The sequence below is a fragment of the Azonexus sp. genome, from assembly GCF_049652925.1.
GTDB lineage: Bacteria > Pseudomonadota > Gammaproteobacteria > Burkholderiales > Rhodocyclaceae > Azonexus.
This window is the reverse complement of the sequence record NZ_JBASFI010000039.1, coordinates 74,833-100,156: the sequence shown is the minus strand read 5'-3', so window position 1 is coordinate 100,156 and position 25,324 is coordinate 74,833. Positions and strand designations below refer to the sequence as shown.

Genomic DNA, 25,324 nt, shown 5'->3' with positions numbered 1-25,324 from the left:
AACTGCTGGAGTATTCATGTCGTATTGCATTCGCCCTTTGACCATCGCCGTCACGCTGGCCCTGGCCTGTTCTGTTGCCCAGGCCAAACCGGCCAAGCCTGCAGCCAAACCGGTGGCTGCGCCGACGGTTTCCGCCGAGTTCGAACTGGCGCACAACCTTGGTGCGGATGGCGAGGAGCGTTTGCAGGCGATTGTCGATCGCTTCAACAAGGAGTCGGGCAGCGCGATGAAGCTGGTGCGTCTGGAAAAAGGCGACAAGCCGGCGGTGCTCAATCTGATGCGCCGCTATGACATGAGCGATGTCCTGAGCCAGCCCAAGGCCTTCATCCCGTTGCATGAAATGATGAGCAAGGCTGGCCAGCCGCTGAAATTCGGCGAACTGTCGGGTGATCTGAAGGCAGGCGTAGTCGATGCCAAGGGCAAAGTGGTTGCCCTGCCGGTGCTTTATTCGACCCCGGTGCTGTTCTACAACAAGAATGCTTTCCGCAAGGCCAAGCTTAATCCGGACCAGCCGCCGAAGACCTGGTTTGAAATGCAGGGCATGCTCGACAAGCTGCAGGATGCCGGCTACGCCTGCCCCTACACCTCATCGTGGCCGGTCTGGGTGCACGTCGATAACGTCAGCGCCGTCTCCGGTGTGCCGGCGATGTCCGAAAAAGGTGTGCTGACGTTCAACGGCCTGCCGCAGGTCAAGCACCTTGCGATGATGGCGACGTGGAGCAAGGCCAATTATTTCAAGTTGTTTGGTCGTCGCAACGAAGCCAGCGCCAAGTTCCACGAAGGTGAGTGCGCGATGATCACGACCGATTCGCGCGAACATGTCGATTTCCGCGACGCCAAGGGCGTCGAACTTGGCGTTGCTCCGTTGCCCTATCACGACGATGTCTATGGCGGTCGTCAGTCGTCGCTGGCCGACGGCGCTTCGCTGTGGGTTGGCGCCGGTCGGACGCCGGTGCAGTACAAGCAGGCGGCGAAGTTCGTCAGTTTCATGCTGTCGCCGGAAATGCAGATTGAAATGGTCCGCGTCTACGGTGGCTTGCCGATGACCTCGGCGGCCCGCGCCGCGGCGCGCAGCAAGCTGCTGCAAGACGGCGACAAGACGCTGGAAATTGCTTACGCCTCGCTCAATGGCAATGGCAGCAAGCCGGCTGTTCGGGTCGCCAACATTGATGCGGTGCGCATCATCACCAACGAGGAGATGGAAGCCGTGTGGGCTGACAAGAAGCCGGCCAAGGCGGCACTCGATACCTCTGTCAGCCGGGGCAATGCGCTGCTTGGCGCCAAACCGCTGTTGAAGAAGTCGCAACCCTTCTGATGAATTTTCCGCTACCGCGCTGGTTTGCCCATCGCGGTGGCGGGTCGCTGGCCCCGGAGAATACGCTGGCTGGCATCCGGCTGGCAGCTCGGATGGGGTTTGCTGCGGTTGAATTTGATGTGATGCTGTCCGGCGATGGCACGCCCGTGCTCATTCATGACGAAACGCTGGAGCGGACGACGAACGGCCAGGGGCTGGTCGGCGAGACCTCCGATTCGCAACTCTTCGCGCTCAATGCCGGCAATGGCGAGCGCATTCCCAGCTATCCGGATGCTGTCGCCGTCTGCCGTGAATATGGGCTGCTGGCTAATGTCGAGATCAAGCCGGCGGCAGGCTTCGAGCGCGCAACGGCGGAAACGGTGGCTCGCCTGAGCACCGAACTTTGGCAGGGCGCCACGGTGCAGCCGCTGATCTCGTCGTTTTCGCTGGAAGCGCTTGAAATTGCCCGCGACCTGGCGCCGCAGATTCCCCGTGGCGTGCTCTTCGAGCAGGTGCCGGCCGATTGGCTGGAAACAGTGCGGCGGTTGCAGGCCGTTACCCTGCATTGCGATGCTGCACATTTGAGCGATGATGTGCTGGCTGAAGCACAGGCCAATGGCATTCCCGTGCTGTGTTACACGGTCAACACGGAAAATGTCGCAAAATCGCTGCTCGAGCGCGGCGTCAGCGCCGTCTTTACCGATCGCCTCGACCTGTTTGTGGCCGAAACAAGTGCTTACAAAGGCTTGCAATTGGGCGGCTGATTTTCGCGCCGGAATATTTTCTAATGGCGTTCAGGGAGTTCGCCCTAACCACCAGGAGAAAAAACATGAAAATCGCCAAGACCATCGCTGTACTTTCCCTTGTTCTGCCTGTCCTTGCCTTTGCCCAGGCCAATACGCCGCGTGTCGATCAGCGCCAGGCCAATCAGGAGCAGCGCATCGACCAAGGCGTTGCTTCCGGCAGCCTGACACAGCGCGAAGCCAACCGGCTGGATCGCGGCCAGCAGCATGTCGATAACATGGAAAACCGCGCCAAGTCCGACGGCGTCGTGACGCGCGGCGAGCGCGCCCGCCTGCATCAGGCGCAGGAAGTCCAGAGCCGCCGCATCTACGCGCAGAAGCATGATCGCCAGCACGATTACAACCATAACGGCCGGGTGGATCGTCCGCGCCGTCGCTAAGCAGTTTTCGCCTCACTCAGAACCCGCCGGCAGGCGGGTTTTTCATTTCCACGGTCAACCGGAAAAAAGAGCCAAAATTCAAATCCGTTTTGAAACCTGTTCCGGGGGCTCAAGTTCCTGCCGCACCTGCGTTAAAATCTCGGATTCCGAATTCAACGCCGCAAGGGCAGCCAGCTTATGAAAAGCGCCGAAATCCGCCAGCAGTTCCTCGACTTCTTCGCCTCCAAGGGCCACCAGATCGTTGCCTCCAGCTCGCTGGTGCCGCACGAGGATCCGACCCTGCTGTTCACCAACGCCGGGATGAACCAGTTCAAGGACGTCTTCCTCGGTTTCGACAAGCGGCCTTATACCCGCGCGACCACCTCGCAAAAATGCGTTCGCGCTGGCGGCAAGCACAACGACCTCGAAAACGTCGGCTACACCGCCCGTCACCACACCTTCTTCGAGATGCTCGGCAATTTTAGCTTCGGCGACTATTTCAAGCGCGACGCCATCAAGTACGCTTGGGAACTGCTCACTGAGGTCTACAAGCTGCCCAAGGACAAGCTGACCGTCACCGTCTACGCCGAGGACGACGAAGCCTACGACATCTGGACCAAGGAAATCGGCGTGCCGGTCGAGCGCGTCATTCGCATCGGCGACAACAAGGGCGCCCGCTACGCCTCCGACAATTTCTGGATGATGGGCGACACCGGCCCCTGCGGTCCCTGCACCGAAATTTTCTATGACCACGGCGAAAAACACTGGGGCGGCCCACCTGGATCGCCGGACGAAGACGGCGACCGTTTCATCGAAATCTGGAACAACGTCTTCATGCAGTTCAACCGCGACGAAGCTGGCGTCATGCATCCGCTGCCCAAGCCTTCGGTCGATACCGGCATGGGTCTCGAGCGCGTCTCCGCCGTGCTGCAGGGCGTGCATGCCAACTACGAAATCGACCTGTTCCAGGCGCTGCTCAAGGCGGCCGCCCGCGAAACCAGCGATGCCGACATGGAGTCACCGTCGCTCAAGGTGCTGGCCGACCACATCCGTGCCAGCTCCTTCCTGCTCGCCGATGGCGTCATTCCGGGCAATGAAGGTCGCGGTTACGTCCTGCGCCGCATCATCCGCCGTGCCATTCGCCACGGCTACAAGCTCGGCGCCCGCGCCGCCTTCTTCCACAAGATGGTGCCTGACCTCGTTGCCGAAATGGGCATGGCCTACCCGGAGCTGGGCCAGAACCAGTTCAAGATCATCGCCACGCTCAAGCAGGAAGAAGACCGTTTCTTCGAAACCATCGAGCACGGCATGGCCATCCTCGAAGGCGAACTCAAGGTGATCGGCGAGGGCGGCGTCTTCAACGGCGACACCGCGTTCAAGCTGCACGACACCTACGGCTTCCCGCTCGACCTGACGCAGGACATCTGCCGCGAGCACAAGATCACCGTTGATGCCGCGGCCTTCGACGCAGCCATGGCCCGCCAGAAGGAACAGGCGCGCGCTGCCGGCAAGTTCAAGATGGCGACCAACCTCGAATACGACGGCCCGGCCACGACTTTTCACGGCTATTCGGCACTGGAATACAAGGCCAATGTGCTCGCCCTGTACAAGGACGGTGCTGCGGTCAACCAGCTCAACGAAGGCGAAATGGGCGTTGTGGTCCTCGACGACACGCCGTTCTACGCCGAATCCGGCGGCCAGGTCGGCGACTGCGGCGCACTGCAGTCAGTGCATGGCATTTTCGCCGTCGAAGATACGCAGAAAATTCAGGCTACCGTCTTCGGCCACCATGGCGTCGTCAAGACGGGCACCATTTCGGTCGGCAATGGCGTGGCCGCCAAGGTCGACGTGCTGGCCCGCCAGCGCATCATGCGCAACCACTCGGCGACCCACCTGCTGCACAAGGCGCTGCGCGAAGTGCTCGGTGATCACGTCCAGCAAAAGGGCTCGCAGGTCGATCCGGACAAGACCCGTTTCGACTTCGTGCATAACCAGCCGATGACCGACGAGGAAATCCGCCGCGTCGAAAATATCGTCAACGCCGAAATTCTCGCCAACGTCGCCACCGAAACCCGCGTCCTGCCCATTGCCGAAGCCCAGAAGCTCGGCGCCATGATGCTCTTCGGCGAAAAGTACGGCGACGACGTGCGCGTTCTCGACATCGGCTCGTCGCGCGAACTGTGCGGCGGCACCCACGTTTCACGTACCGGCGACATCGGCCTGTTCAGCATCACGGCCGAAGGTGGCGTCGCTGCCGGCGTGCGCCGTGTCGAGGCGGTCACCGGCGACAACGCGCTGGCCTACATGCAGGACATGGAAAGCGCCCTCGGTGGCGTCGCCGGCACGCTCAAGGTGTTGCCCAAGGACGTTCATGGCCGCGTGCTGGCCGTACTCGATCAGGTCAAGAAGCTCGAACGCGAACTGGCTGCCCTCAAGGGCAAGCTGGCCTCGGCGCAGGGTGACGACATGCTGGCCAACGCCGTCGACGTCAAGGGTGCCAAGGTCCTGGCGGCGAAGCTCGAAGGCGCCGACGTCAATGCCTTGCGCGAAACCATGGACAAGCTGCGTGACAAGCTCAAATCGGCGGCCATCGTGCTCGCCTCGGTGGTCGATGGCAAGGTGACGCTGATCGCCGGCGTGACGGCTGACCTGACCGGCAAGGTCAAGGCCGGCGAACTGGTCAATATGGTCGCCCAGCAGGTCGGCGGCAAGGGCGGTGGTCGCCCGGACATGGCGCAGGCCGGCGGCACTCAGCCGGAAAACCTGCCGGCGGCGCTGGCTTCAGTGTCAGCCTGGGTCGAAGGCAAGCTGTGAAAGCGGCGCTTGCTCTGATGCTGGTTCTGGCGGCGGGGCAGGGCTTCGCCGCCGAGCTTGATCGCACGCCGATCGAGGCCGCCACGGTCGACGGGAAAAAAGTGCGTCTTTTCCCCAATGGTCGCTGGGAGTTTGTCGATGCCGCAATGGCGGCCGAGGCAAAGAAATTAGCTGCTGAGTATCCCGAAAACAAGGCCCGCCCGGTCGAAGCGCAGGGCGGCGTTTTTGGCATCGGCCGGACGGTGATGCCCGGCGACAAGGATTACAACCGCGGTTCGCTCAATCCCAAGTTGCGCTGATCAGCCCAGGCGCTGGTCGGGCGGCACTTCGCGGATGAATTCGCCTTCGATCACCTGATCGTTGCGCACGGGTTGCTCGCCACCCATTTGCTGGGCTTCGCGCATTTTCTGCATCTGCTTGCGCAGCGCGCGCGTCTTCCACCATAGCCAGCCGCCCAGCAACACGCCGACGACGGCAACAATGGCCAGGGCGACCAGCGAGAACATGAAGGCCAGTACCAGAAAGACCGCGCTCAGGACGAAGGCCGCCAGCTTGGCCAAGGGGCCAGGCGGGGTGCCTTGGCGAAACTGAGAGTTCTGCCGGGTGCTGTCCATGTTTTCGCTCACGTGGTGAAAACAGAAGATTGTAGACGAGTGCCTGTCGCGTTTTGTGCGGGAGCTGTCGCCTTTTTGTAACGGCTGGCGCTGCTTATGCCGTGGCTTCCTGACCGATGCTGTTGGACCATAGCAGCGCCTGCGTCTGGGTACGGTTCAGCGCTTTCGGGCTGAGGCCGGGCAGTTCGCCAAGTGCCACGGTCAACCGGGAAATGTCGCCGGATTCGCTGCTTTCGGCCAGACGAAGCAGGGCGCCGAGCGGGCCGCTCCCCTCGCACAGGGCATCGCGCACATTGGCGGTGAGGCCGAGTGGAGCGACGATATCGGCGATGGGCTGGCCGACCAGCGCCGGCATTAGCGACATGATGCCGGCCATGAAGGCCTGGTCGGCAAAGCCGATGTCACCCGGCTGCAATTCGCCCGCCAGTAGTTCCATGAGCCGGCCGCGCGTGGCGGACAAGAGCAGCAACGGGTTGCTCGTAACGCTGGCGTTGCCGGCCGAGAAAACCAGCAATTGCAGCCAGCGTTGCAGCTGGCGGCGGCCAAGGACGGTGATGGCGTGGCCGAGCGAGGTGATTTTTTCACTACTGCCGGAGCCGACCGAGTTGGTCATGCGCAGCAGGTTGATGGTCAGGCCGGGTTCGGGCTTGAGCGCTGTTTCGATTTCCGATGTTGGTGCATCGCCGAGCAGCAGGCCCATCAGTTTCATGAGCGAAATCTGCGAATGATCGAGCTTCTTGCCGGAAATGATCGTCGGCTTGGCGAAGTAGTAACCTTGGAACAAGGTGAAGCCGAGTTTCAGACATTGCTCCATCTGCTCGCGCGAGTCGACTTTTTCGGCCAGCAATTGCTTGCCCATCGGCTTCAGTTTCATGACCAGTTGCATGAGCTGGACGCGCGACAGCGGCTGGATATCAACCTTGACGATTTCGACCAGAGCCAGCAGTTCGGCGTATTCCGGCTCAAGCTGGATGACGTCGTCGAGCGCCAGAGTGAAGCCGGCGGCTTTCAGGGCAATGCAGCGTTCGATGACAGCCGCCGTCGGCGGCACGGTTTCGAGAATTTCGAGAACAACGGCGTGGCGCGGCAGTAATTCGAGCAGGTCGCTGAACAGGAAGGCCTCGTCGACGTTGATAAAACCGCGACAACTGCCCAGCGCCGCTTCGACACCGAGCTCGGTGAAGGCGTTGGCGATGACCGTGGCGGTTGCCTGCACGCCGCAGGTGACATCGGCGAAGTTGCGGCTGCCGCTGCGGAAAAGCAGTTCGTAAGCGAAAAGCTGCTGATTGCGGTCCAGAATGGGCTGGCGCCCTAGAAACAGCTGGTCGGCGGCGTTTTCGCTCACGAATTTCCTTTAAAACGGCAGTTGAATTCCCGGCCAGACTGCATTGAGGGCCTGACGGAAATCGGCCTGGATGCGTTCGAGCGCGACGGCGTTGTCGGCCTCGAAACGCAGCACCACCACCGGTGTCGTGTTCGACGGGCGGGCCAGACCGAAGCCATCTGCGTATTCTACGCGCACGCCGTCGATGGTGATGATTTCCTGGGCGCCATTGAACTTGCCGTCGGCTTTGAGCTTGTCGATCAGCGTGAAGGGTTCGCCTTCGGCCATCTTGATGTTCAGTTCCGGGGTCGACGGCGAATTCGGCAGCTCTTTCAGCGGCGCGTTGGCGTCGGCCGAGCGGGAGAGGACTTCGAGCAGGCGGGCACCCGTGTACAGGCCGTCGTCGAAGCCGTACCAGCGTTCCTTGAAGAAGGTGTGGCCGGACATTTCGCCGGCCAGCGGGGCGCCGGTTTCACGCAGCTTGGCCTTGACCAGCGCGTGGCCGGTGTTCCACATCAGCGGTACGCCGCCGTGTTGCTTGATCCACGGGGCGAGAAGGCGCGTGCATTTGACGTCGTAAATGACCGTGCCGCCGGGCACGCGCGACAGGACGTCGGCGGCGAAGAGCATGAGCTGGCGGTCCGGGAAGATGATTTCGCCGTCCTTGGTGACGACGCCGAGGCGGTCGCCGTCGCCGTCGAAGGCGATGCCGATTTCAGCGTCGGTTTCCTTGAGGGCCTTGATCACGTCGGCCAGGTTTTCCGGCTTGGACGGGTCCGGGTGATGGTTCGGGAAGTTGCCATCGACTTCGCAGAACAGCGGCACGATCTCGCAACCGAGGCGCTTGAAGAGTTCCGGGGCTATCGCGCCGGCGACGCCGTTGCCGCAATCCATGACGATCTTCATCGTGCGGGCCAGCTTGACGTCACCGACGATTTTTTCGACGTAGGCGCCGAGGACGTCGGCCGAAGTACGCTTGCCTTGGCCGTGCTTGAGGTTGCCGGCTTCGATTCGTTTTTTCAGATCCTGGATGGCATCGAGGGCCAGCGTATTGTCGCCGATGACCATCTTGAGGCCGTTGTAGTCCGGCGGGTTGTGGCTGCCGGTGACTGAGACGCAGGAGTGGCAGCCCAGTTCGTAGGCAGCGAAGTAGGTGACCGGGGTCGGCACGCAGCCGACGTCGATGGCGTCGCAACCGGCGGCGCAGATGCCGTCCATCAGCGCACCGGCCAATTCAGGGCCGGACAGGCGGCCGTCACGGCCGACGGCGATGGCCTTCTGGCCTTGCTCGACGGCCAGCGAACCGAGCGCGTGACCCACCTGGCGAACGACATCGGCGGTCAGGGATTTATTGACGATGCCTCGAATGTCGTAGGCCTTGAAGATTTCAGCGGGAAGTTGGCTCATGGTTGTCCTGTCAGGAGAGTTTGTGCGGGGAAGGTGTGAATGATGCACGGATATTGTTGCAATATCTGTGAGCCAGCACCCCGTTGCCCGAATGTCATTAATTTATGACATTTCGTAAAGGAAGAAGTGTAAAAGCCTTTGCGGTAGCCAGTCCAGATTTCCCGGAAAAGAACCTGTGACAAATCCCACATGTCCGCCGCCTTCGGGCTGCTCGAGGCGGACGAAGGGGCTGACTTCGGCCGCCGTCGGCAGATAGCGCGATGGCAAAAACGGGTCATTTTTCGGGTTGACCGTGAGCGTCGGGACGGCAATCGATTTGAGCCACGGTTTGGCCGAGGCGCGTCGCCAGTAGTCGTCGGCGCCAGCGAAGCCGTGAATGGGGGCGGTCACGGCGTCGTCGAATTCGTAGAGATTGATCGCCCGGCGCATGCGCGTTTCGTCGAAAAGGCCGGGAAATTGCTGCAGGCGGCTGGCCGAAATGGCTTTGAGCGTGGTCAGGAAGTGGCGGGTATAGATGCGGTTGAAACCGTTGGCCAGGTGGTGGCCGCAGGCGGCGAGGTCGAGCGGGGCGCAGAAGGCGGCGACGCCGGTGACCAGTTCGCTGGCCGCGGCGCCGCGTTCGCCGGCCCATTTGAGCAGGGCGTTGCCACCGAGCGAAACGCCGGCGGCGTGGAGCTTGCGGCCGTCGTTGGCTGTGTGCAGGCGGTGCAGGATCCAGTCGATTTCTTCAGAATCCCCGGAATGGTAGGCGCGTGGCCGGCGGTTCAGTTCGCCCGAGCAGCCGCGGAAATGCGGTAGCGCGAGGCGCCAGCCGGCAGCTTTGCAGGCGTGGGCGGTCGAGATGGCGTAATGGCTGCGGGCGCTGCCTTCGAGGCCGTGGAAGAGGACGAGTAGCGGACTATCGGCCGGGCCGTCGAGGTGATCGACGTCGATGAAATCACCATCGGGGGTTGTCCAGCGTTCACGACGGAGTTTGAGCGGGCGCGGTTTGATGAGCAGCGGCCACAGGGTTTGCGCCTGACCGCCGGGTAGCCAGCTTGGAGCGTGGTAGGGCTTGGGTGGCTTCAATGCAGCGTGTGCGGCACGGCCTCGGCCATCGCCTGGTGGCCGTCGTCGGCCGCCGAGGCGTGGCGGCTGGCCAGGCGCCAGCCATGCGGGCCGCGGACGTAGACGTGGGTGACGTAGAGCGGGCCGTGCGGGCTCGGATCGTCGCCGACGAAGAGAATTTCGGTCAGGTGATGGACGGCGATGATCGTGCCGTTCCAGTGGGCGACGGGTTCGGCCTGGACGCGCAGGCGGGCATTGACAAAGATGCTGCGCCAGCTTTCGCGGATCGGCACGAGACCGAGCAGGCGAACGCCGGTCGGATGGACGCACAAGGTTTCGTCGTCTTCGGCCCAGAGCAGCATCATGCGGTCGGCGTCACCCTCGACAATGGCTTCGTAAAAGGCGCGTTCGACGTCGTCGGGCAGGGCATAAACGGTCGGCCCGCTCATGGCGTCATCCTTTTCTGGCAGGCGGCAAAGACCTGCTCGGGGAGCAGTTTGTTGAGGCAATCGAGGTGGCCGAGCGGGCACTCGCGTTTGAAGCAGGGGCTGCATTCGAGATCGAGGCTCAGGATGTCGGCGCGGTCGGATAGCGGTGGCGTGAAGCCGGGCGACGATGAGCCGTAGAGCGCGACGATGGGCCGGTCAAGCGCGGCGGCGACGTGCATGAGGCCGGAGTCGTTGCAGACGACCAGTTCGGCCATGGCCAGCAGGTCGACGGCCTGGGCCAGCGAGGTGGCGCCGCACAGGTTGCGGCACAGGCCGGGGGCGAGTTGCGATATTTCTTCGGCGACGGCGTGGTCCTTGGGTGAGCCGAAGAGCCAGATGGCGCAGCCCTGTTCGGCCAGCTTTTTGGCCAGCGCGGCGAAGTGCGCGGCCGGCCAGCGTTTGGCCGGGCCGTATTCGGCGCCGGGGCAGAAGGCGACGACGCGGGCCGGGCGCTCGATGGCCAGTTCGGTCAGGGCTTTCTGCTGGTCTTCCACGGTCGACCGGATTTTTGGCCGAAAAATGAAATGGCCCAGCGGCTGGCCCGGGGCTTCGGCCAGTTGGGCGAAGCGCTCGACCATGAGCGGCAGGGCTGTTTTATCCAGCGTGTGGCTGACGTTGATCAGGCCGTAGCGTGATTCGCCGGTGAAGCCGACGCGCAGCGGAATGCCGGCCAGCCAGGGCACGAGCGCCGATTTGAGCGAATTGGGCAGGACGTAGACGGCGTCGTAATGGCGCGCTGCGAGCTGGCGGGCGAGTTTCCAGCGCGGCTTGAGCGACAGCTGGCCATGGCCGAATGGGCTGTCGAGGACGTCGCTGATTTCCGCCATGCGCTGCAGGACGGGCGCCACCCAGCGCGGGGCGATAGCGTCGAGCTGGAGGCCGGGATGCTTGGCGTGCAGGCGGGCAAACAGCGGCTGCGCCATGATCGTGTCGCCGATCCAGGAGGGGGCGACGATGAGGGCTTTCATGGGGGCGGTGCTCGTCGTCCCCGCGCTGGCGGGGACCCGGAGTGAACCGGATTCCCGCTGGCGCGGGAATGACAGCTGGGGATCAGTGATGGCCCTTGGGCACTTCGCCCGTGAAGACGTACTTGGTCGAGCAGTACGGGCAGGTCACTTCGCCGGTCTTCAGGACGTCGAGGAAGACGCGCGGATGCTGGCTCCACAGCGCGACGCTCGGGGTCGGGCAATGTAGCGGCAGGTCGTGGGCGGTGATTTCAATTGTCTTTTTGTCGGACATCGTTTTCTCCCTGAATTAGACGGTGGCCAGCCAGTCGGCGTGGGCAGCGGAGCGGCCATAGACCACGTCGAAATACTTTTCCTGCAGCGCCTTGGTGATCGGGCCGCGATGGCCGGCACCGATCTGGCGGTTGTCGAGTTCGCGGATCGGCGTCACTTCAGCGGCGGTGCCGGTGAAGAAGGCTTCGTCGGCGCAATAGACTTCGTCGCGGGTGATGCGTTTTTCGATGACTTCAACGCCCATTTCGCCGGCCAGCTGGATGACGGTGGCGCGCGTGATGCCTTCGAGGCAGGCCGTCAGATCGGGCGTGTACAGCTTGCCGTTCTTGACGATGAAAACGTTTTCGCCGGCGCCTTCGCAGACGTAGCCTTCCGGATCAAGCAGCAGGGCTTCGTCGTAGCCGTCGGTGGTGGCCTCGTTGTTGGCGAGGATGGAGTTCATGTAGTTGCCCGAAGCCTTGGCGCGCACCATGGTGATATTCACATGGTGGCGGGTGAAAGACGAGGTCTTGATGCGGATGCCGCGCTCCATGCCCTCTTCGCCGAGGTAGGCGCCCCACGGCCAGGCGGCGATGATGACGTGAACCTTGGCGCCCTTGGGCGAGACGCCCATTTTTTCCGAGCCGTAGAAGGCGAGGGGGCGCAGGTAGCCGGATTCAAGATTGTTGGCGCGGATGACTTCCTTCTGCGCTTCGTTGAGCTCTTCGGCGGTGAACGGCATCTTCATCTGGAAGATGTGGGCCGAACGGAACAGGCGCTCGGTGTGCTCCTTGAGACGGAAAATCGCCGTGCCGCGTTCGGTCTTGTAGGCACGGACGCCCTCAAATACGCCCATGCCGTAGTGCAGCGAGTGGGTGAGGACGTGGGTGGTGGCTTCGCGCCAGGGCACCAGTTTTCCGTCTTGCCAAATAAAGCCGTCGCGATCCGACATGGACATGTTCGATTCTCCGTGTTGCGCCTGTAAAAGCCCACAATTCTAGCCGAAATCAGACGTTAAAATAACGGTTTTGCCGATAGAGCTTCACCATGGTCTGGAAACCCCACGTTACTGTTGCCGCTGTAGTCCAGCGTGACGGAAAATTCCTGCTGGTCGAGGAGGAAACCGAGGCCGGGTTGGCCTTCAACCAGCCGGCCGGCCATCTCGAAGAAGGCGAGTCGCTGCTTGCCGCCGTGGCCCGCGAGGCATTCGAAGAGACCGCTTACCACTTCAAGCCGACGCATCTGGTCGGCGTCTATAACTGGACGCATCCGACCAAGGAAGATACGACCTATCTGCGCTTCGCCTTTGCTGGCGAATTGCGCGGTTACGAGGCGGGGCGCCAGCTCGATGACGGCATTGTCGCCGCCCGCTGGCTGACGCTAGCTGAAGTCAGGGCGACACAGGAAAAGCACCGCAGCCCGCTGATCCTGCGCTGCATTGAAGATTTCATTGCCGGCAAGAATTGTCCGCTCGACCTGCTCGTGCATTTCGACTGATGCGTCGCTGGCTGCTCGCCTTGTTGCTGGCGTTTTCGGGCGTGGTTGCGGCCGATGAAACGGTGCGTATCTGCTACGGCTACGGTTGTCTGGCGCAGGCGGATATTCGTTACACCGAGGGGCAGCTCGGCGAAGTGCGGCGCATGCTGTTTGCTGCGGTCAACCCGGAAAATGAGCGAAAAATGATATCCGGGGTCATCGGTCGTCTCTACGCCTGGGCCGGAGAGCAGTCGGACATCCACAACGATCGCGGCGGCAATTTCGATGATGGGCATGTCTCGGGAAAGATGGATTGCGTTGATCACTCGACCTCGACGACGCGTCTGCTCAAGCTGCTCGAAGCGCGGGGCTACCTGCGCTGGCATAACGTTCTCGATCCGGTGGAGCGGGGCGTCGCCAAGCTGTTTTTTGTGCACTGGACGGCGGTGATCGAGGAAAAAACGGCTGGCGATGCGCCACGCTTCGTCGTCGATAGCTGGTTCGTTGATAATGGACAGCCAGCGGTGATTTTGCCGCTGGGTGAATGGAAGAAAGGGGCTGGGCCCGATGTCTGAAAAAACCGTGGTCGTCGGCTTGTCCGGCGGCGTTGATTCCTCCGTGGCAGCCTTGCTGCTCAAGCGCCAGGGCTGGAAGGTGATCGGCCTGTTCATGAAGAACTGGGAAGACGACGACACCGAGGAATACTGCTCTTCGCGCCAGGATCTGATCGACGTGATGAGCGTTGCCGACCGCATCGGCATCGATGTCGAGGTGGTCAATTTCGCCGCCGAATACCGCGAGCGCGTCTTTGCCGAGTTCCTCAGCGAATACCAGGCCGGGCGGACGCCGAATCCGGACATCCTGTGCAATTCCGAAATCAAGTTCAAGGCCTTCCTCGACCACGCCATGCAGCTCGGCGCCGACAAGATTGCCACCGGCCATTACGCCGGCGTGCGCGAATTCAATGGCGAATTCCAGTTGCTCAAGGCCGAGGACGGCACCAAGGACCAGAGTTATTTCCTCTATCGCCTGAATCAGTCGCAGTTGTCGAAAACGCTGTTTCCGCTGGCCGACATCTATAAGCGCGAGGTGCGCAAGATCGCCGAGGCGGAAGGCTTGCACGTGGCGGCGAAGAAGGATTCGACCGGCATCTGTTTCATTGGCGAACGGCCGTTCAAGGATTTTTTGAGTCGATACTTGCCGCCGAAGAAGGGCGAAATTCGTCGCTTCGACGATGGCAAGGTGCTCGGCGAGCACGATGGCCTGATGTTCCACACCATGGGCCAGCGCAAGGGTCTGCACATTGGTGGCTTGAAGGAAAAAGGCCAGCCGGGCGGCGGCGACCACGACGCCTGGTTTGTCGTCGGCAAGGACATGGAAAAGAACGTGCTCTATGTCGTCCAGGGCCACGATCATCCGGCCTTGTTGCGCGACGATCTGGTCGCCGAGCAGCTGTCATGGGTGTCGGCGCAGGCGCCGCATACGCACTGGGTTTATACCGCCAAGCCGCGCTACCGGACGGCCGACCAGCCCTGCGAGGTGGAACGAGTCGATGGCGAAAGCTGCGAAATCCGCTTTGCCGAGCCGCAGTGGGCACTCACCCCGGGGCAGTCGGTAGTCCTCTACGAGAGCCGCGTCTGTCTGGGTGGCGGCGTTATCCGCTGAGTTTGATCAAGCGTCCTTGCCGCGCAGGGACGATTTTTCGATGGCGGTCGTGAAGGCGTGGAGCAGGTCGGGATCGTGTTTGATTCCGCTTTCCTGCTCGAGGATGCCCATGACGACCCCATGCGACCGGGCGCGTTGGTAGCTGCGGGTATCGATCATTGCGTCGTAGCTGTCAGTCAGCGAGATGATCCGGGAGTAAAGCGGAATGTCGGTTCCCGAAAGCCGGTCGGGGTAGCCGGAACCATCGAAGTGTTCATGGTGGTGACGGACGGTCTTGGCCACGTTCGAGGCTTTGTCGCCATCAATGGCGAGAATGATGCGTTCGCCAATTTCGGCATGCTGTTTCATGCAGGCCCACTCGTCTTCCTCGAACGATGCCGGCTTGTGCAGAACGCGGTCGGGAATGCCGATTTTTCCGATGTCGTGAAACTGGGCGCCAAGCGCCAGCAACTCTATTTCTTCTTCGCTAAGGCCGATGTGATAACCGAGCCCGGCAGCCAACTGGACGACCCGGTCGGAGTGCGCGCGGGTATGGTGGTCGCGCTGCCCGAGGGCAACGCTCAGGGTGCGGGCAATGGTGCCCAGCGGACTGGTGTCTGTGGTGCAGTTCACGGCCGGGTTCCTCATGCAGATGAGCTCATGCGAGAGTCGACCTTCGGATTGCGCCAAGGTTTCAATTCTTTGGCGATTGGCTAGTGAAAACTGCTCGACCAATGACCAGGAGGATCGCATGTGCCCCCGTTTTGCCGGCCGATAGGGCATCTCAGTCGTGCGGAACGGTATCCGCAAATGGCGCGCGGAGCATCAGCTTGTCGTAGAGCTTGCCCAGGTTTGCGTGGTTTTCCTGCCAGTCAATTTCCGGAAAACGGAAGCGCAGATAGCCCAGTGCCGTGCCGACGGCGATGTCGGCCATCGAGAAGTGGGTGCCCATGCAGAAGCTCTTTTCACCGAGTTCCTTGGCCATGAAGTCGAGACTGCGCATGACCTTGCCGTGCTGGCGCGTGATCCAGCTGGCGCTTTGCTCTTTTTTCGGGCGCTTGCCTTCGAGCAGGGCGCTCACCGCGGCATCGAGCACGCCGTCTGCCAAGGCTTCCCAGCGCTTGACCTCGGTCCGTTCACGATTGGGGGCGGGGAATAGCTTGTTGTTGGGCGTGACGTTGTCGATGTACTCGACGATGACCCGCGAATCGAACAGCGGCGTGTGATCGTCCAGCACCAGCACAGGGATCTTGCCGAGCGGGTTGATGTCGGGGACATTGCTGTCTTCCGTCCACGGTGAATCGATGACGAATTCGTAGTCGATCTTTTTTTCGGCCAGCACGATCCGCACTTTTCGTGCAAACGGGCTGGTATGGGAGCCGATCAGCTTCATCGTGAGCTCTCTGATTTGGGGAGTTCGATTATAGCGTATGGCGACGCCTTCGCCGGGCGGGTAAAATGGCGGGCTTACTGAAAAGGATGATTCCATGACCTTCAATCCCCTGGTTGCGCTTTCCCCGCTCGATGGCCGCTATGCCGGCAAGGTTGACGCCCTGCGCGAGCATTTTTCCGAATTCGGCCTGATCAAGGCGCGCCTCAAGGTCGAGATCGAGTGGCTCAAGGCGCTAGCCGCCGAGCCGCACTTTTCGGAAATTGCCGCTTTTTCCCCGTCGACCGTGGCAGAGCTTGATGCGCTGGTGGCCAACTTCACCGTCGAGCAGGCGGCCGAGGTGAAGGCCGAGGAAGCCGTCACCAACCATGACGTCAAGGCGCTCGAATACTGGATCAAGAAGAACACCAAGGGCAACGCCGAAGTGACCAAGGTCAGCGAGTTCATCCACTTCGCCTGCACTTCCGAAGACATCAACAACCTGTCGCATGCGCTGATGTGCCAGGGCGCCCGCGAACAGGCCATGCTGCCCTCGCTCGACAAGGTCATCGCCCGCCTCAAGGAACTGGCCCACGTCAACGCCGAAGTGCCGATGATGAGCCGCACGCACGGCCAGCCGGCAACGCCGACGACGCTCGGCAAGGAAATGGCCAACGTCGCCTACCGCCTCGAGCGCGCCCGAGTCCGCATCGTTTCTGTCGAGTTGCTTGGCAAGATCAACGGCGCCGTCGGCAACTACAACGCCCACCTGATCGCCTATCCCGGCTACGACTGGGAAGGTTTTGCCAAGCGTTTCGTCGAATCGCTTGGCCTGACTTTCAATCCCTACACCATCCAGATCGAGCCGCACGATGCGCTGGCTGAGCTGTTCGACGCCTTCGCCCGCGCCAACAGCATCCTGATCGACCTTGACCGTGACATCTGGGGTTACATCTCCCTCGGTTTCTTCAAGCAGAAGGTCAAGGCCGGCGAAATCGGTTCGTCGACCATGCCGCACAAGGTCAATCCGATCGACTTCGAGAATTCCGAAGGCAATCTCGGGCTGGCCAACGCCGTGCTCAAGCACTTGGCCGAAAAGCTGCCGATCTCGCGCTGGCAGCGCGATCTGACCGATTCCACCGTGCTCCGCAACATGGGCGTCGGCCTCGGCTACACGCTGCTCGCCTACGATTCGCTGCTCAAAGGTCTGAACAAGCTGGAAGTGAACGCCCACGTGATGCAGGCCGACCTCGACGCCAACTGGGAACTGCTGGCCGAGCCGATCCAGACCGTGATGCGCCGCTACGCCGTGCCCAACGCCTACGAAAAGCTCAAGGAGCTAACCCGCGGCACCCGCGTTTCGCGCGAAGGCATGCAGGCCTTCGTGTCGACGCTGGAAATCCCGGAGGCCGCCAAGGCTGAATTGCTCAAGCTGACGCCGTGGGATTACACCGGCAAGGCGGCCGAACTGGCCAAGCGCATCTAAATGCAGTGCGCCAAATGCGGGCAGGAAGTGCCGGCCGACGCCATCTACTGTCCGCATTGCACCGGTGAGCGCAAGACGACTGACCGCCAGGTGATCAACGGTGGCATCCGGGGCGGGCTGATCGGCCTGTTCCTCGGCCTGCTGCCCGCCGCCTGGCTGCTCTTCGATTTTGGCGCCGAGCGCGGCATCAAGGCGATTGCCTTCATCGTGCCGGCCGTCAGCTTTGTCACTGGGCTGATCATCGGTCTGGTCAAAGCCAAACGGGAATGGAAGTAGGGCGCCCGGCCGATTGCTACGGTCAACCGGAAAAAAACGCCGAAAAATGAAATAGTCGGGGCGGGGGGCGGCTTCCCCGTCCGCATCCACGAAAGGTCATCCATGTCTTTTGCCGAAAACCTCAAGAAATTGCCGGGCATTTCGCACCTGGCCGCCATCAACCTGCTCGACGCCGATGGCAATGTTGTTGCCGCCATCGAAAACAAGGCGGGCAGCCAGGGTTCGCTGGCGGTGTATAACCATCTGGCGCAAACCTACGGTTCGATCAACGTCGAGGCCGCCAAAAAGGGCATGGAAATCTTCGCCGAGCACACCGAAGACGAGCGCGCCAATCCGGGCAAACATCCGAACATCGCCCGCCTCATCGCCATCGAGCAAGGCGCCCCGGCGCTGCGTGTCAAGCACGTTTTCGCGGTCTGATTCAGGCTGTTCAAAACGCTTCAACATGACCGTGAAAAATGCTCATGGCAATATTCGGGGCATTGTCATATTAGCAAGTTATAATTTTGATGGAATAAATCGCGGGTCTTGATCGTTTACCCGATGCAGCCCACCTTTCCTCAATGAAATCGGAGAATACACAATGAAATCCAAGCTTTTGCTCGCCCTGCTGACCGTCACTCTGGCGGGTACTGCCGCCGCGCAGGTCAAGGTTGAAGACGCCATCAAGTTCCGCCAGTCCGGCTACGTTTTCATGGCCTGGAACATGGGCCGCATCAAGGCCAATGTTGAAGGCACCTACAACAAGGACGAAGTGATCAAGGCCGCCAACGCCATCCAGGCCATCGCCAATTCCGGCATGGGCGCGCTGTACGTGCCGGGTAGCGACAAGGGCAAGGGCTGGGAAGACACCCGCGTCAAGGCGGAACTGTTCACCAACAAGGAAGGTGTCGGCAAGGTGGCCGGTGCCTTCGTCAAGGAAGCCAACGAAATGGCCAAGGTTGCCGCGACGGGCGATGCCACCGCCGCCAAGGAGCAATTCGGCAAGCTGGGCGCTAGCTGCAAGGGCTGCCATGACGACTTCAAGGTCAAGAAATAATCCGGGCTATCCCCTCAGTAACAGGCACCTGCGGGTGCCTGTTTTTTTCCGGTTTCAAAAGGTCAGGACATGAACAAGCAACGAATTCGCCTCTGGGATCTGCCGACCCGCCTGTTTCACTGGCTGCTAGTGCTGGCTGTCATCGCCGCGGTCGTCAGCGGGCAGCTGGGCGGCAATCTGATCGAAGTGCACGGCAAGATCGGCCTGGCCATCGTCGGCCTGATCGCCTTTCGTCTCGTCTGGGGCTTCGCCGGTTCGACCTACGCGCGCTTCGCCCAGTTCTTCCCGACGCCGGCCAGGATCAAGGTCTACCTGAAAGGCGAATGGCGCGGCCTCGGCCATAATCCGCTCGGCGGCCTTTCCGTTTTCAGCCTTATTTTCCTGTTGACCGTGCAAGTCACCAGCGGCCTGTTTTCCAACGACGACATTGCCTTCGTCGGCCCCTTGTTCGAACTGATTGACAAATCGCTCAGCGACCGCCTGAGCGGCATCCACCACCTGCTTTCGAATGTCCTGATCGCCCTCGTCGTCCTCCATGTCGGCGCCGTCATCTTCCATGGCCACTTCAAAAAAGACAATCTGGTCAAGCCGATGCTGACCGGCTGGAAGGAGGGGGCGACCGGCGAGCCAGCCAGGGGCGGTGGCATCATCGCGTTGGTAGTGGCCTTGGTCATTGCATGTTTGGCCGTCTATGGCGCCAGTGGCGCCTGGCTACCTGAGCCGCTGCCGCCGTCGGCAGTGGTGGAAACGCCAAGCTGGTGATTGCCCTGGGGGTTCGCCTAGGTCCTTAGGGCGCTGACCTTGCGAGCTTAAGTAGCTGCAGTTTCAGTAACGTGCAAGCATTTCATGGCTTACAAAAATTGATTTTCTATCTAATGGCATGAAGCACTTCTCATCGCCACCTTCCCGAAGTTCCTGAATCAGTGTCATGTCCAAGATTTCGATCCGCTTGCCGCGAACGGCAATCAATTCGCTCTCGGCCAGTTCGTGGAGAATTCTGGAGAAATGCTCTGGCGTGATCCCAAGGTGGGAGGCGATGGTTCCCTTGCTGGCGGGCAGAATAACGACTGGAAAGATTTCGTCGGCATCGCCGGGGTCTATCTGACGCAGGATGTAATCGGCGAAACGCTGCTTGCTGGCGCGGTTGCCGGTAAATTCCTGATTCTTGAAAAACTGGTAGAGGCTTGTCGACAAGCTGTTGATCAGATTTCGGGCCAGAACCGGATTGGACTCAAGCGCCTGTAGCACCGCGCCTCTGGTCACGTAGATCAATCTTGACTCGTTCAAGGCCTGGGCGTCGAGCGGGTAGGGCTGCTCCATGAACATTACCGATTCGCCGAAGGTTTGGCCGGCTGTCAATATTTCAACAACTTTCTCGGTGCCGCCCGGCGAATTGAAGAGGAGTTTGATCTTGCCTGAAACAATGACATGAAAGCCGTGGCACGGGTCTCCTTTGCGAAACAGAACTTCTCCCTTCTTGACTCGAATATAGCGTGCAGTAGCTGCAAGTTGCTCGATTTCAGTGGTCGAAAGGGTATTGAATAAGGGCTGTGCAGAGAGTTGGGCCGCGATGCAAACTGGTTTGTCTGCTTCTCGTTGTCGGCACACATAACGATGGCTTGAAAGGGGCATGTCAAAAATATCCTGATTTCTGCTCGCCACAAGGCGTGGCTGGTGTGTGAAATCAGTTTAGATTTGGCGGTCTGCTCCATATAGGGGAGATTCACTGAATCTAGCTTAGGAGTCTGTCTGATTGCGGGTAGGAATATTCCTAGGGCAGCGCAGTTCTCCAGTCAATGAGCATCCAAGGTGCCGAGACCGTCAGGGCTGCCAATCAATTGATTGTGAATGGCATAGTGGATGAGGTCGGCGGTGTTGCTCAAATTCATTTTTTCCAGAATTCTCGTCTTGTGGGTGCTGATTGTCTTGACGCTCAGATTGAGCTCCCTGGCGATCTCAGTGACCCCGTGCCCCCGGGCAATGAGGATGAACACCTGATATTCACGGTCGGTCAACCGGCTATGAGCAGGGCCATTTCCTGGTCCCGCTAGCATGTCCAGTGCTAGTTTTTCGGCAACTGCCTGGTTGACGAACAAGCCACCTCTGACCACTTTGCGTATTGCCTCGGCGAGGAGCGCCTCGGCGCTGTCCTTGCACAGATAGCCCGAAGCGCCGGCCTTCAAGGAGCGAACCGCGTAAAGATCTTCCTTGTGCATGCTGAGAATCAGGATAGGCAGCATGGGGTATTCGCCCTTGATCTGGCGGATCAGCTCAATGCCACTCTTGCCTGGCATGGTCAGATCCAGGACCAGCGCATCCCATTGACCGGAGCGAACCAGATCGAGCACCTGGAAACCGTCGCTGGCTTCGCCCGCAACGACTATGTCGCCTGTCTCGTGAAGGATGTGTTTGAGACCCGCGCGCAGGATGTCATGGTCGTCGGCAATCAGGACATGGATCATTTTCTTGAGTATCCCGGTAAGGAAAAGTGGCAAAAATCCGGCTCCCTTGACCCGGTTGGCTGGTTATTTCAATCTTTCCGTCCAACATTTTGACTCGTTCCTGCATACCGAGCAGGCCGAAGGTTTTTTTGCCTTGGTTGGGCTGAAACCCTTGGCCGTCGTCTTCGATGCAGACTCGTATGTTACCTGCGTCGTCGTTGATGAAGACACTCACGTGGCTGGCAGCGGCATGGCGTAGCACGTTAGTCAGCGCTTCTTGAATCAGGCGAAAAATGCTGGTGGCCAGTTCGCCGTCGATCTTGAATTCCTCGCGATTCATCGCTAGCGAGCATGCTATCCCACTACGTTCTTCAAACTGGTTCACGTGGTGTTCGACGGCCGCTGCCAGCCCGAGCACATCGAGCATGCCGGGGCGAAGACCTTCCGATATGCGACGCAGCGCCTCGATTGTCCGTTCGACCAGGGCATAGGCTCCACTTACGCGGTCGACCGTTGCCTCACCGCTGTTTTCAAACTTGCCGCGAAGCCAGCCGAGATCGATGCGCAATGAGGTCAGAGCCTGGCCCAGTTCATCATGCAACTCGCGGGCTATGCGGGTGCGCTCTTCCTCGCGCACGTTCTGTAGAAATCCAGTCAGTTCCTGCAGCCTGCTCTGCGAATCGAACAGGCTAGCCTGAGCTTCCAGCAATTGGGCAGTGCGCTCCCGGACCCGCTCTTCGAGGCCATTTTGCAATCGGTGTAGTTCGGCATGGGTGCGGACACGGGCGAGAACCTCCTCAGGTCGGTAGGGTTTTGCAATGAAATCGACCGCCCCCAACTCGAAGCCGTGCAAGGTGTCGGCTTCATCGCGTAGGGCGGAAAGGAAGATCACCGGGATGTCCCTGGTTCGTGCATCATTCTTCAGGCGGCGGCAGACCTCGTAGCCGTCAATGCCGGGCATCCGTATATCGAGCAAGATCAGATCGGGGGGGCTAGCCTGCGCTGAACGCAGGGCCATGGCGCCACCAGGTGCTGGACGAACGGTGTAGCCAGCTTGAGCCAGCAGTTCGCTGAGCAATGCTAGTGAAGCTGCCGTGTCTTCGACAACCATGACTTCGGTACGCCTAATCAAGCTGTCGGTCATGCTTATTCCTCTCTGTCGAGAATGCCCAGTACCTGCCATAGACGCTGGTAGCGGCTTGGATCCGAGAATTCGGCCAGACCTTGTGCCAGTTCGGGGTGGGCCTGGGCCAGATAATGCAGGGCGTCGGCGATTTTTTGGGGGTTCAGGGAGAGTGCGGCGTGTGCCAATTGTGCCCTGGTTTCTGGTGGCAGTCCGAGCAGGTCGGCGGCTGAAATTCCTCCAGCCACCGAGGGTGACGCCGGCACATTTCGGATCAGCTGACGGGTAAATCGAATCGCTAACTGCTTTTCGACGATTGAGTAAAGCTCGTCTTCCTCGTAGGGCTTGCTCAGGAAATCGTCGGCACCTGCGGCCAGTGCTTCCTGGCGGCTTTCCTCGAGCGCGTTTGCGGTCAGCATGACGATGCGCGGCTGCCATGTTTGATCTTGGCTGCGTATCTGTCGAATGAGTGACAGTCCGCTGCCATCAGGCAAAAACCAGTCTAGGAAAATAAGATCAGGTAGATCCGAGTTGAAGGCCAGTTCGGCCTCGGCCTCAGCGACGCCGGCAGCCTCGCAGATCCTGAAGCCATACGGTTCCAACAGGGAGCGGACGAGCAAGCGTGCTTCGGGCATGTCGTCCACTACCAGAACTAGGCGGCCTTGTTGCGCCGCGTCAAGGGCGACGACTTGCCCTGGTGGTGCGACTGTCAGGTTGCCGCTACCGACCGGAACGTCGATCATGAAACTGAACGACGAGCCGATGCCCGGGTTCGACTCGAGAGTCAGGCGCCCGCCCATCATGCCAACATATTGTGCGGAGATACTCAGGCCTAGCCCGGTGCCGCCTTGCTGAGGCGGGCCGGCCTGTTCGAACGGGCGAAAGATGCGTACCTGGTCTTCCGGCCGGATGCCGATACCGGTGTCAAGCACGGAGAAAGTCAAGCGAACGATGTCGTGCCCCTGATCCGCCCCGAACACTCTCAATGATACCTTTCCTTCTGTCGTGAACTTGATCGCGTTGGAGAGTAGATTAAGGAGGATCTGCCGCAACATCAGGGGGTCGAGGACGGCGGTCGTCGGGAGACTTTCGCTTTCTAGATCCAGCGCCAGCCCGGCTTGTTCGGCACGCAGTTGCACCATATCGACGACTTGTTCGAGCAGGCGTGCGAGATAGACGTCTTCACGGCGCATTTCAACTTTGCCTGATTCGATTTTTGAGAGTTCCAGAACATCGTTGATCAAGGTCAGCAGATGATTGCCCGAGTGATTGATGATCTCAATGTGGCGCCGTTGCGTATCCACCAGAGCGGGGTCTTTTTCCATCAGTTGAGAAAAACCGATGACGGCGTTGAGCGGAGTTCGCAACTCGTGGCTCATGTTTGCCAGGAAAGTAGATTTCGAGCGGTTGGCCGCCTCGGCAGCATCGCGTGCCTCGGTTAGTTCCTCGGTGCGCTGGCGCACCAGTTTTTCTAGGTCTTCCCGATAATCCTGTAATTCCTTCTCAATGCGTTTGCGCTCGGTGATATCCGAAAAGATCGATATGTAGCGTCGGATGCGACCATCGGCCCCTTTCAGCGCCTGGATCGAGATTTCCTCGGGAAATACTTCGCCGGATTTGCGCCTGTTCCACATTTCTCCGCGCCAGTGCCCGCTTTCCGTTAACTGTGTCCAGAGCCTCCGATAGAACTCGGCATCGTGCCGGCCCGACTTGAGCACGCGGGGGTTCTGGCGAATCACTTCCTCGCGTGGGTAGCCGCTGATTTGGCAGAATGCATCGTTGACCCAGAGTATTGTTCCTTCAGCATCTGTGATGACTGCACCCTCGGCCATGGCACCGAAGGCCATCTCGTTTTCATTGCGCTCCTCATCAAGCCGGGCCTTTTCGATATCGCGACGACGCGCAAAGTAGCTAAAACTCATAAAACCGATCAGCCCGATGGTCCAGATACCTAGGTGCCAGAATTGGATTGCCCGCCAGGTCGGATCTTGGGCGGTCCGATAGGCGTTGAGATTGATCGATATGGTCGCGCCGCCGCGCAGACCGCCCACTGGGACCAGTGTGTCGCGGTGGCATTCCAGGCATTCCTTTTCCATGCGCATCGGAATCATCGCGCGCATGAGCCCATGCGAACCTCTCTTTGGGACGGATTCCGTAATCATTTCGGAGCCTTTGCTCAGTGCATCCAGTGCACTGGCTTCCCAGTCGTCGGGCGCGTTCTCGACGTTACGCAACTGCTTCGAGGTCAGGCGCTCGCGCCCGCCGAAGGCGTTATTGCTGGTTTCCTGGATGGCGAGAAGCAGGTGTATCGGCGTAACCGAAATCAGGCGCAGAACTTCACCATTTCCCCGTTCAACAGTAATACGCTCGGCTTCCTCAAGCGAATTGAATGAGGGGACTTTTTCCTCTCGAATGAAAACGCCGCCGACGCTGGATGCCCACTTGCGAATTGACATGTCTTTTTTTAGATTGGCAATCGCGTCGATTCGGGCCAGGGCGCTGGCCGTCCGGTTCAGCTGTTCGCGCTGGGCCAGCAGGGACGAGAGTACAAGGATCGTCCAGACGACAACAAGCATCACGAGCGTTTTGCCGCCAGGCCGTGAGAGAAAAGGTCTTCGGTCCCACATTCCCTATCCTTGATGCCGCCAGATATCGGGCAAGGCGGCACTCCAATGAAAAGACGATGTGCTCCGAACTCTGTAGCAGAGTAGATCGCCCTGAATAATCGGTAAATTCTCGGTGTGTTGGAAACGATTTGTCAATGAAATCCAGTCAATTAGCAGTCTGTAGCGCTACTGGCCGCGCTCTTGCTCCCGATCAGCCGGTGCAGGGCAGCGTCGCTCATCACAGATAGTAGTAGTTCGCACGGCAGGAGGTGCAGATAGTCAGCGAGCGTGACAACTGGAATCAGCGTGCATCTGCGGCCGAGGTCCGATAAGAACTGGAAACCGGGAGCTCTGAACGGCTTGGTTAAGTGGCAGCAATGGTAAGCCTAATGTCATTTTCTAATCGCACTGATCGACTCTGATTGCAGCCGTGGGGCCTACGCTGGCGCGAAGGTCCGGAATGGGCACCAATCACCCAAAATGAAAAAGCCGCCAAT

27 protein-coding genes are annotated in these 25,324 nt (G+C 60.2%); 13 read left to right on the top strand and 14 right to left on the bottom strand.

Annotated elements, in window-relative coordinates; genetic code table 11:
• Positions 1-16: 16 nt before the first annotated feature.
• The 5 genes from WBK19_RS18330 (at position 17) to WBK19_RS18310 (ending at position 5,569) form a co-directional block, all read left to right on the top strand.
• The gene (locus WBK19_RS18330; protein ID WP_511292321.1) at positions 17-1,315 is read left to right on the top strand and encodes an extracellular solute-binding protein; all 1,299 of its coding nucleotides are present in this window, start codon (positions 17-19) and stop codon (positions 1,313-1,315) included.
• Positions 1,315-2,058 carry a glycerophosphodiester phosphodiesterase gene (ugpQ, locus tag WBK19_RS18325; RefSeq protein WP_511292319.1) on the top strand — a complete coding sequence of 248 codons (744 nt, stop codon included), beginning with the start codon at positions 1,315-1,317 and terminating at the stop codon, positions 2,056-2,058. The genes WBK19_RS18330 and ugpQ overlap by 1 nt, the downstream gene beginning before the upstream one ends.
• A gap of 65 nt (positions 2,059-2,123) precedes the next feature.
• Positions 2,124-2,477, top strand: coding sequence for a hypothetical protein (locus tag WBK19_RS18320; protein WP_511292317.1), 354 nt, complete (start codon positions 2,124-2,126; stop codon positions 2,475-2,477).
• A gap of 177 nt (positions 2,478-2,654) precedes the next feature.
• A complete protein-coding gene (gene alaS, locus WBK19_RS18315; protein WP_511292315.1) occupies positions 2,655-5,270 on the top strand; it encodes an alanine--tRNA ligase in 2,616 nt (871 codons plus the stop codon).
• Entirely contained in the window at positions 5,267-5,569 is a 303-nt protein-coding gene (locus WBK19_RS18310) for a hypothetical protein (protein ID WP_511292313.1), read from the top strand. Before alaS ends, WBK19_RS18310 begins: the two co-directional genes overlap by 4 nt.
• Here the strand turns inward: WBK19_RS18310 and WBK19_RS18305 are convergent, their stop codons facing one another.
• From WBK19_RS18305 to WBK19_RS18270, 8 genes are all read right to left on the bottom strand, one after another.
• Positions 5,570-5,884 (bottom strand): hypothetical protein, encoded by a 315-nt coding sequence (locus WBK19_RS18305; protein WP_511292311.1) that lies wholly within the window; start codon positions 5,882-5,884, stop codon positions 5,570-5,572.
• Positions 5,885-5,978: 94 nt separating this feature from the next.
• A complete protein-coding gene (locus WBK19_RS18300) occupies positions 5,979-7,229 on the bottom strand; it encodes an EAL and HDOD domain-containing protein (RefSeq protein WP_511292309.1) in 1,251 nt (416 codons plus the stop codon).
• Between the two features lie 9 nt (positions 7,230-7,238).
• On the bottom strand, positions 7,239-8,615 hold the full coding sequence (locus WBK19_RS18295; protein ID WP_511292307.1) for a phosphomannomutase/phosphoglucomutase: 1,377 nt from the start codon (positions 8,613-8,615) through the stop codon (positions 7,239-7,241).
• Positions 8,616-8,717: 102 nt separating this feature from the next.
• Complete coding sequence (locus WBK19_RS18290) at positions 8,718-9,683, bottom strand: YheT family hydrolase (protein ID WP_511292305.1); 966 nt, start codon at positions 9,681-9,683, stop codon at positions 8,718-8,720.
• Positions 9,680-10,111 carry a nuclear transport factor 2 family protein gene (locus WBK19_RS18285; RefSeq protein WP_310493178.1) on the bottom strand — a complete coding sequence of 144 codons (432 nt, stop codon included), beginning with the start codon at positions 10,109-10,111 and terminating at the stop codon, positions 9,680-9,682. Before WBK19_RS18285 ends, WBK19_RS18290 begins: the two co-directional genes overlap by 4 nt.
• Positions 10,108-11,118: a lipopolysaccharide heptosyltransferase II gene (waaF, locus tag WBK19_RS18280; protein ID WP_511292303.1), complete on the bottom strand. Its 1,011-nt coding sequence runs from the start codon at positions 11,116-11,118 to the stop codon at positions 10,108-10,110. The genes WBK19_RS18285 and waaF overlap by 4 nt, the downstream gene beginning before the upstream one ends.
• A gap of 82 nt (positions 11,119-11,200) precedes the next feature.
• The gene (locus WBK19_RS18275; protein ID WP_511292301.1) at positions 11,201-11,389 is read right to left on the bottom strand and encodes a zinc-finger domain-containing protein; all 189 of its coding nucleotides are present in this window, start codon (positions 11,387-11,389) and stop codon (positions 11,201-11,203) included.
• Positions 11,390-11,404: 15 nt separating this feature from the next.
• Positions 11,405-12,325, bottom strand: coding sequence for a branched-chain amino acid transaminase (locus tag WBK19_RS18270; RefSeq protein WP_511292299.1), 921 nt, complete (start codon positions 12,323-12,325; stop codon positions 11,405-11,407).
• An 89-nt stretch (positions 12,326-12,414) separates the two neighbouring features.
• Here WBK19_RS18270 and WBK19_RS18265 point away from each other — a divergent pair, with 89 nt between their 5' ends.
• Genes WBK19_RS18265 through mnmA form a run of 3 tightly spaced genes read left to right on the top strand, consistent with a single transcriptional unit; the run spans position 12,415 to position 14,508 of the window.
• Positions 12,415-12,864, top strand: coding sequence for an NUDIX hydrolase (locus WBK19_RS18265; protein ID WP_511292297.1), 450 nt, complete (start codon positions 12,415-12,417; stop codon positions 12,862-12,864).
• Positions 12,864-13,418 carry a hypothetical protein gene (locus WBK19_RS18260; protein WP_511292295.1) on the top strand — a complete coding sequence of 185 codons (555 nt, stop codon included), beginning with the start codon at positions 12,864-12,866 and terminating at the stop codon, positions 13,416-13,418. Before WBK19_RS18265 ends, WBK19_RS18260 begins: the two co-directional genes overlap by 1 nt.
• Entirely contained in the window at positions 13,411-14,508 is a 1,098-nt protein-coding gene (mnmA, locus tag WBK19_RS18255; protein WP_511292293.1) for a tRNA 2-thiouridine(34) synthase MnmA, read from the top strand. The genes WBK19_RS18260 and mnmA overlap by 8 nt, the downstream gene beginning before the upstream one ends.
• 6 nt (positions 14,509-14,514) lie before the next feature.
• Here the strand turns inward: mnmA and WBK19_RS18250 are convergent, their stop codons facing one another.
• Positions 14,515-15,120, bottom strand: a complete 606-nt coding sequence (locus WBK19_RS18250) for an HD-GYP domain-containing protein (protein ID WP_511292292.1) — start codon at positions 15,118-15,120, stop codon at positions 14,515-14,517.
• Between the two features lie 151 nt (positions 15,121-15,271).
• The gene (locus WBK19_RS18245) at positions 15,272-15,880 is read right to left on the bottom strand and encodes a glutathione S-transferase (RefSeq protein WP_511292291.1); all 609 of its coding nucleotides are present in this window, start codon (positions 15,878-15,880) and stop codon (positions 15,272-15,274) included.
• 94 nt (positions 15,881-15,974) lie between these two features.
• Here WBK19_RS18245 and purB point away from each other — a divergent pair, with 94 nt between their 5' ends.
• The 5 genes from purB to WBK19_RS18220 all read left to right on the top strand — a co-directional run bounded on the left by purB (position 15,975) and on the right by WBK19_RS18220 (position 19,419).
• Positions 15,975-17,342 (top strand): adenylosuccinate lyase, encoded by a 1,368-nt coding sequence (gene purB, locus WBK19_RS18240; protein ID WP_511292289.1) that lies wholly within the window; start codon positions 15,975-15,977, stop codon positions 17,340-17,342.
• The gene (locus WBK19_RS18235) at positions 17,343-17,618 is read left to right on the top strand and encodes a hypothetical protein (protein ID WP_511292287.1); all 276 of its coding nucleotides are present in this window, start codon (positions 17,343-17,345) and stop codon (positions 17,616-17,618) included.
• Between the two features lie 102 nt (positions 17,619-17,720).
• Positions 17,721-18,038, top strand: a complete 318-nt coding sequence (locus WBK19_RS18230; protein WP_511292285.1) for a DUF2322 family protein — start codon at positions 17,721-17,723, stop codon at positions 18,036-18,038.
• A gap of 163 nt (positions 18,039-18,201) precedes the next feature.
• Positions 18,202-18,657 (top strand): c-type cytochrome, encoded by a 456-nt coding sequence (locus WBK19_RS18225; protein ID WP_511292283.1) that lies wholly within the window; start codon positions 18,202-18,204, stop codon positions 18,655-18,657.
• Between the two features lie 69 nt (positions 18,658-18,726).
• The gene (locus WBK19_RS18220) at positions 18,727-19,419 is read left to right on the top strand and encodes a cytochrome b/b6 domain-containing protein (protein WP_511292281.1); all 693 of its coding nucleotides are present in this window, start codon (positions 18,727-18,729) and stop codon (positions 19,417-19,419) included.
• A gap of 63 nt (positions 19,420-19,482) precedes the next feature.
• On the opposite strand, the gene WBK19_RS18215 is transcribed toward WBK19_RS18220, so the two are convergent.
• The 4 genes from WBK19_RS18215 to WBK19_RS18200 form a co-directional block, all read right to left on the bottom strand.
• Positions 19,483-20,289 carry a Crp/Fnr family transcriptional regulator gene (locus WBK19_RS18215; protein ID WP_511292279.1) on the bottom strand — a complete coding sequence of 269 codons (807 nt, stop codon included), beginning with the start codon at positions 20,287-20,289 and terminating at the stop codon, positions 19,483-19,485.
• A 161-nt stretch (positions 20,290-20,450) separates the two neighbouring features.
• A complete protein-coding gene (locus WBK19_RS18210; RefSeq protein ID WP_511292277.1) occupies positions 20,451-21,119 on the bottom strand; it encodes a response regulator in 669 nt (222 codons plus the stop codon).
• A complete protein-coding gene (locus tag WBK19_RS18205) occupies positions 21,088-22,242 on the bottom strand; it encodes an ATP-binding response regulator (RefSeq protein ID WP_511292275.1) in 1,155 nt (384 codons plus the stop codon). The genes WBK19_RS18210 and WBK19_RS18205 overlap by 32 nt, the downstream gene beginning before the upstream one ends.
• 2 nt (positions 22,243-22,244) lie before the next feature.
• The gene (locus WBK19_RS18200) at positions 22,245-24,797 is read right to left on the bottom strand and encodes an ATP-binding protein (protein ID WP_511292427.1); all 2,553 of its coding nucleotides are present in this window, start codon (positions 24,795-24,797) and stop codon (positions 22,245-22,247) included.
• Between the last annotated feature and the right edge of the window lie 527 nt (positions 24,798-25,324).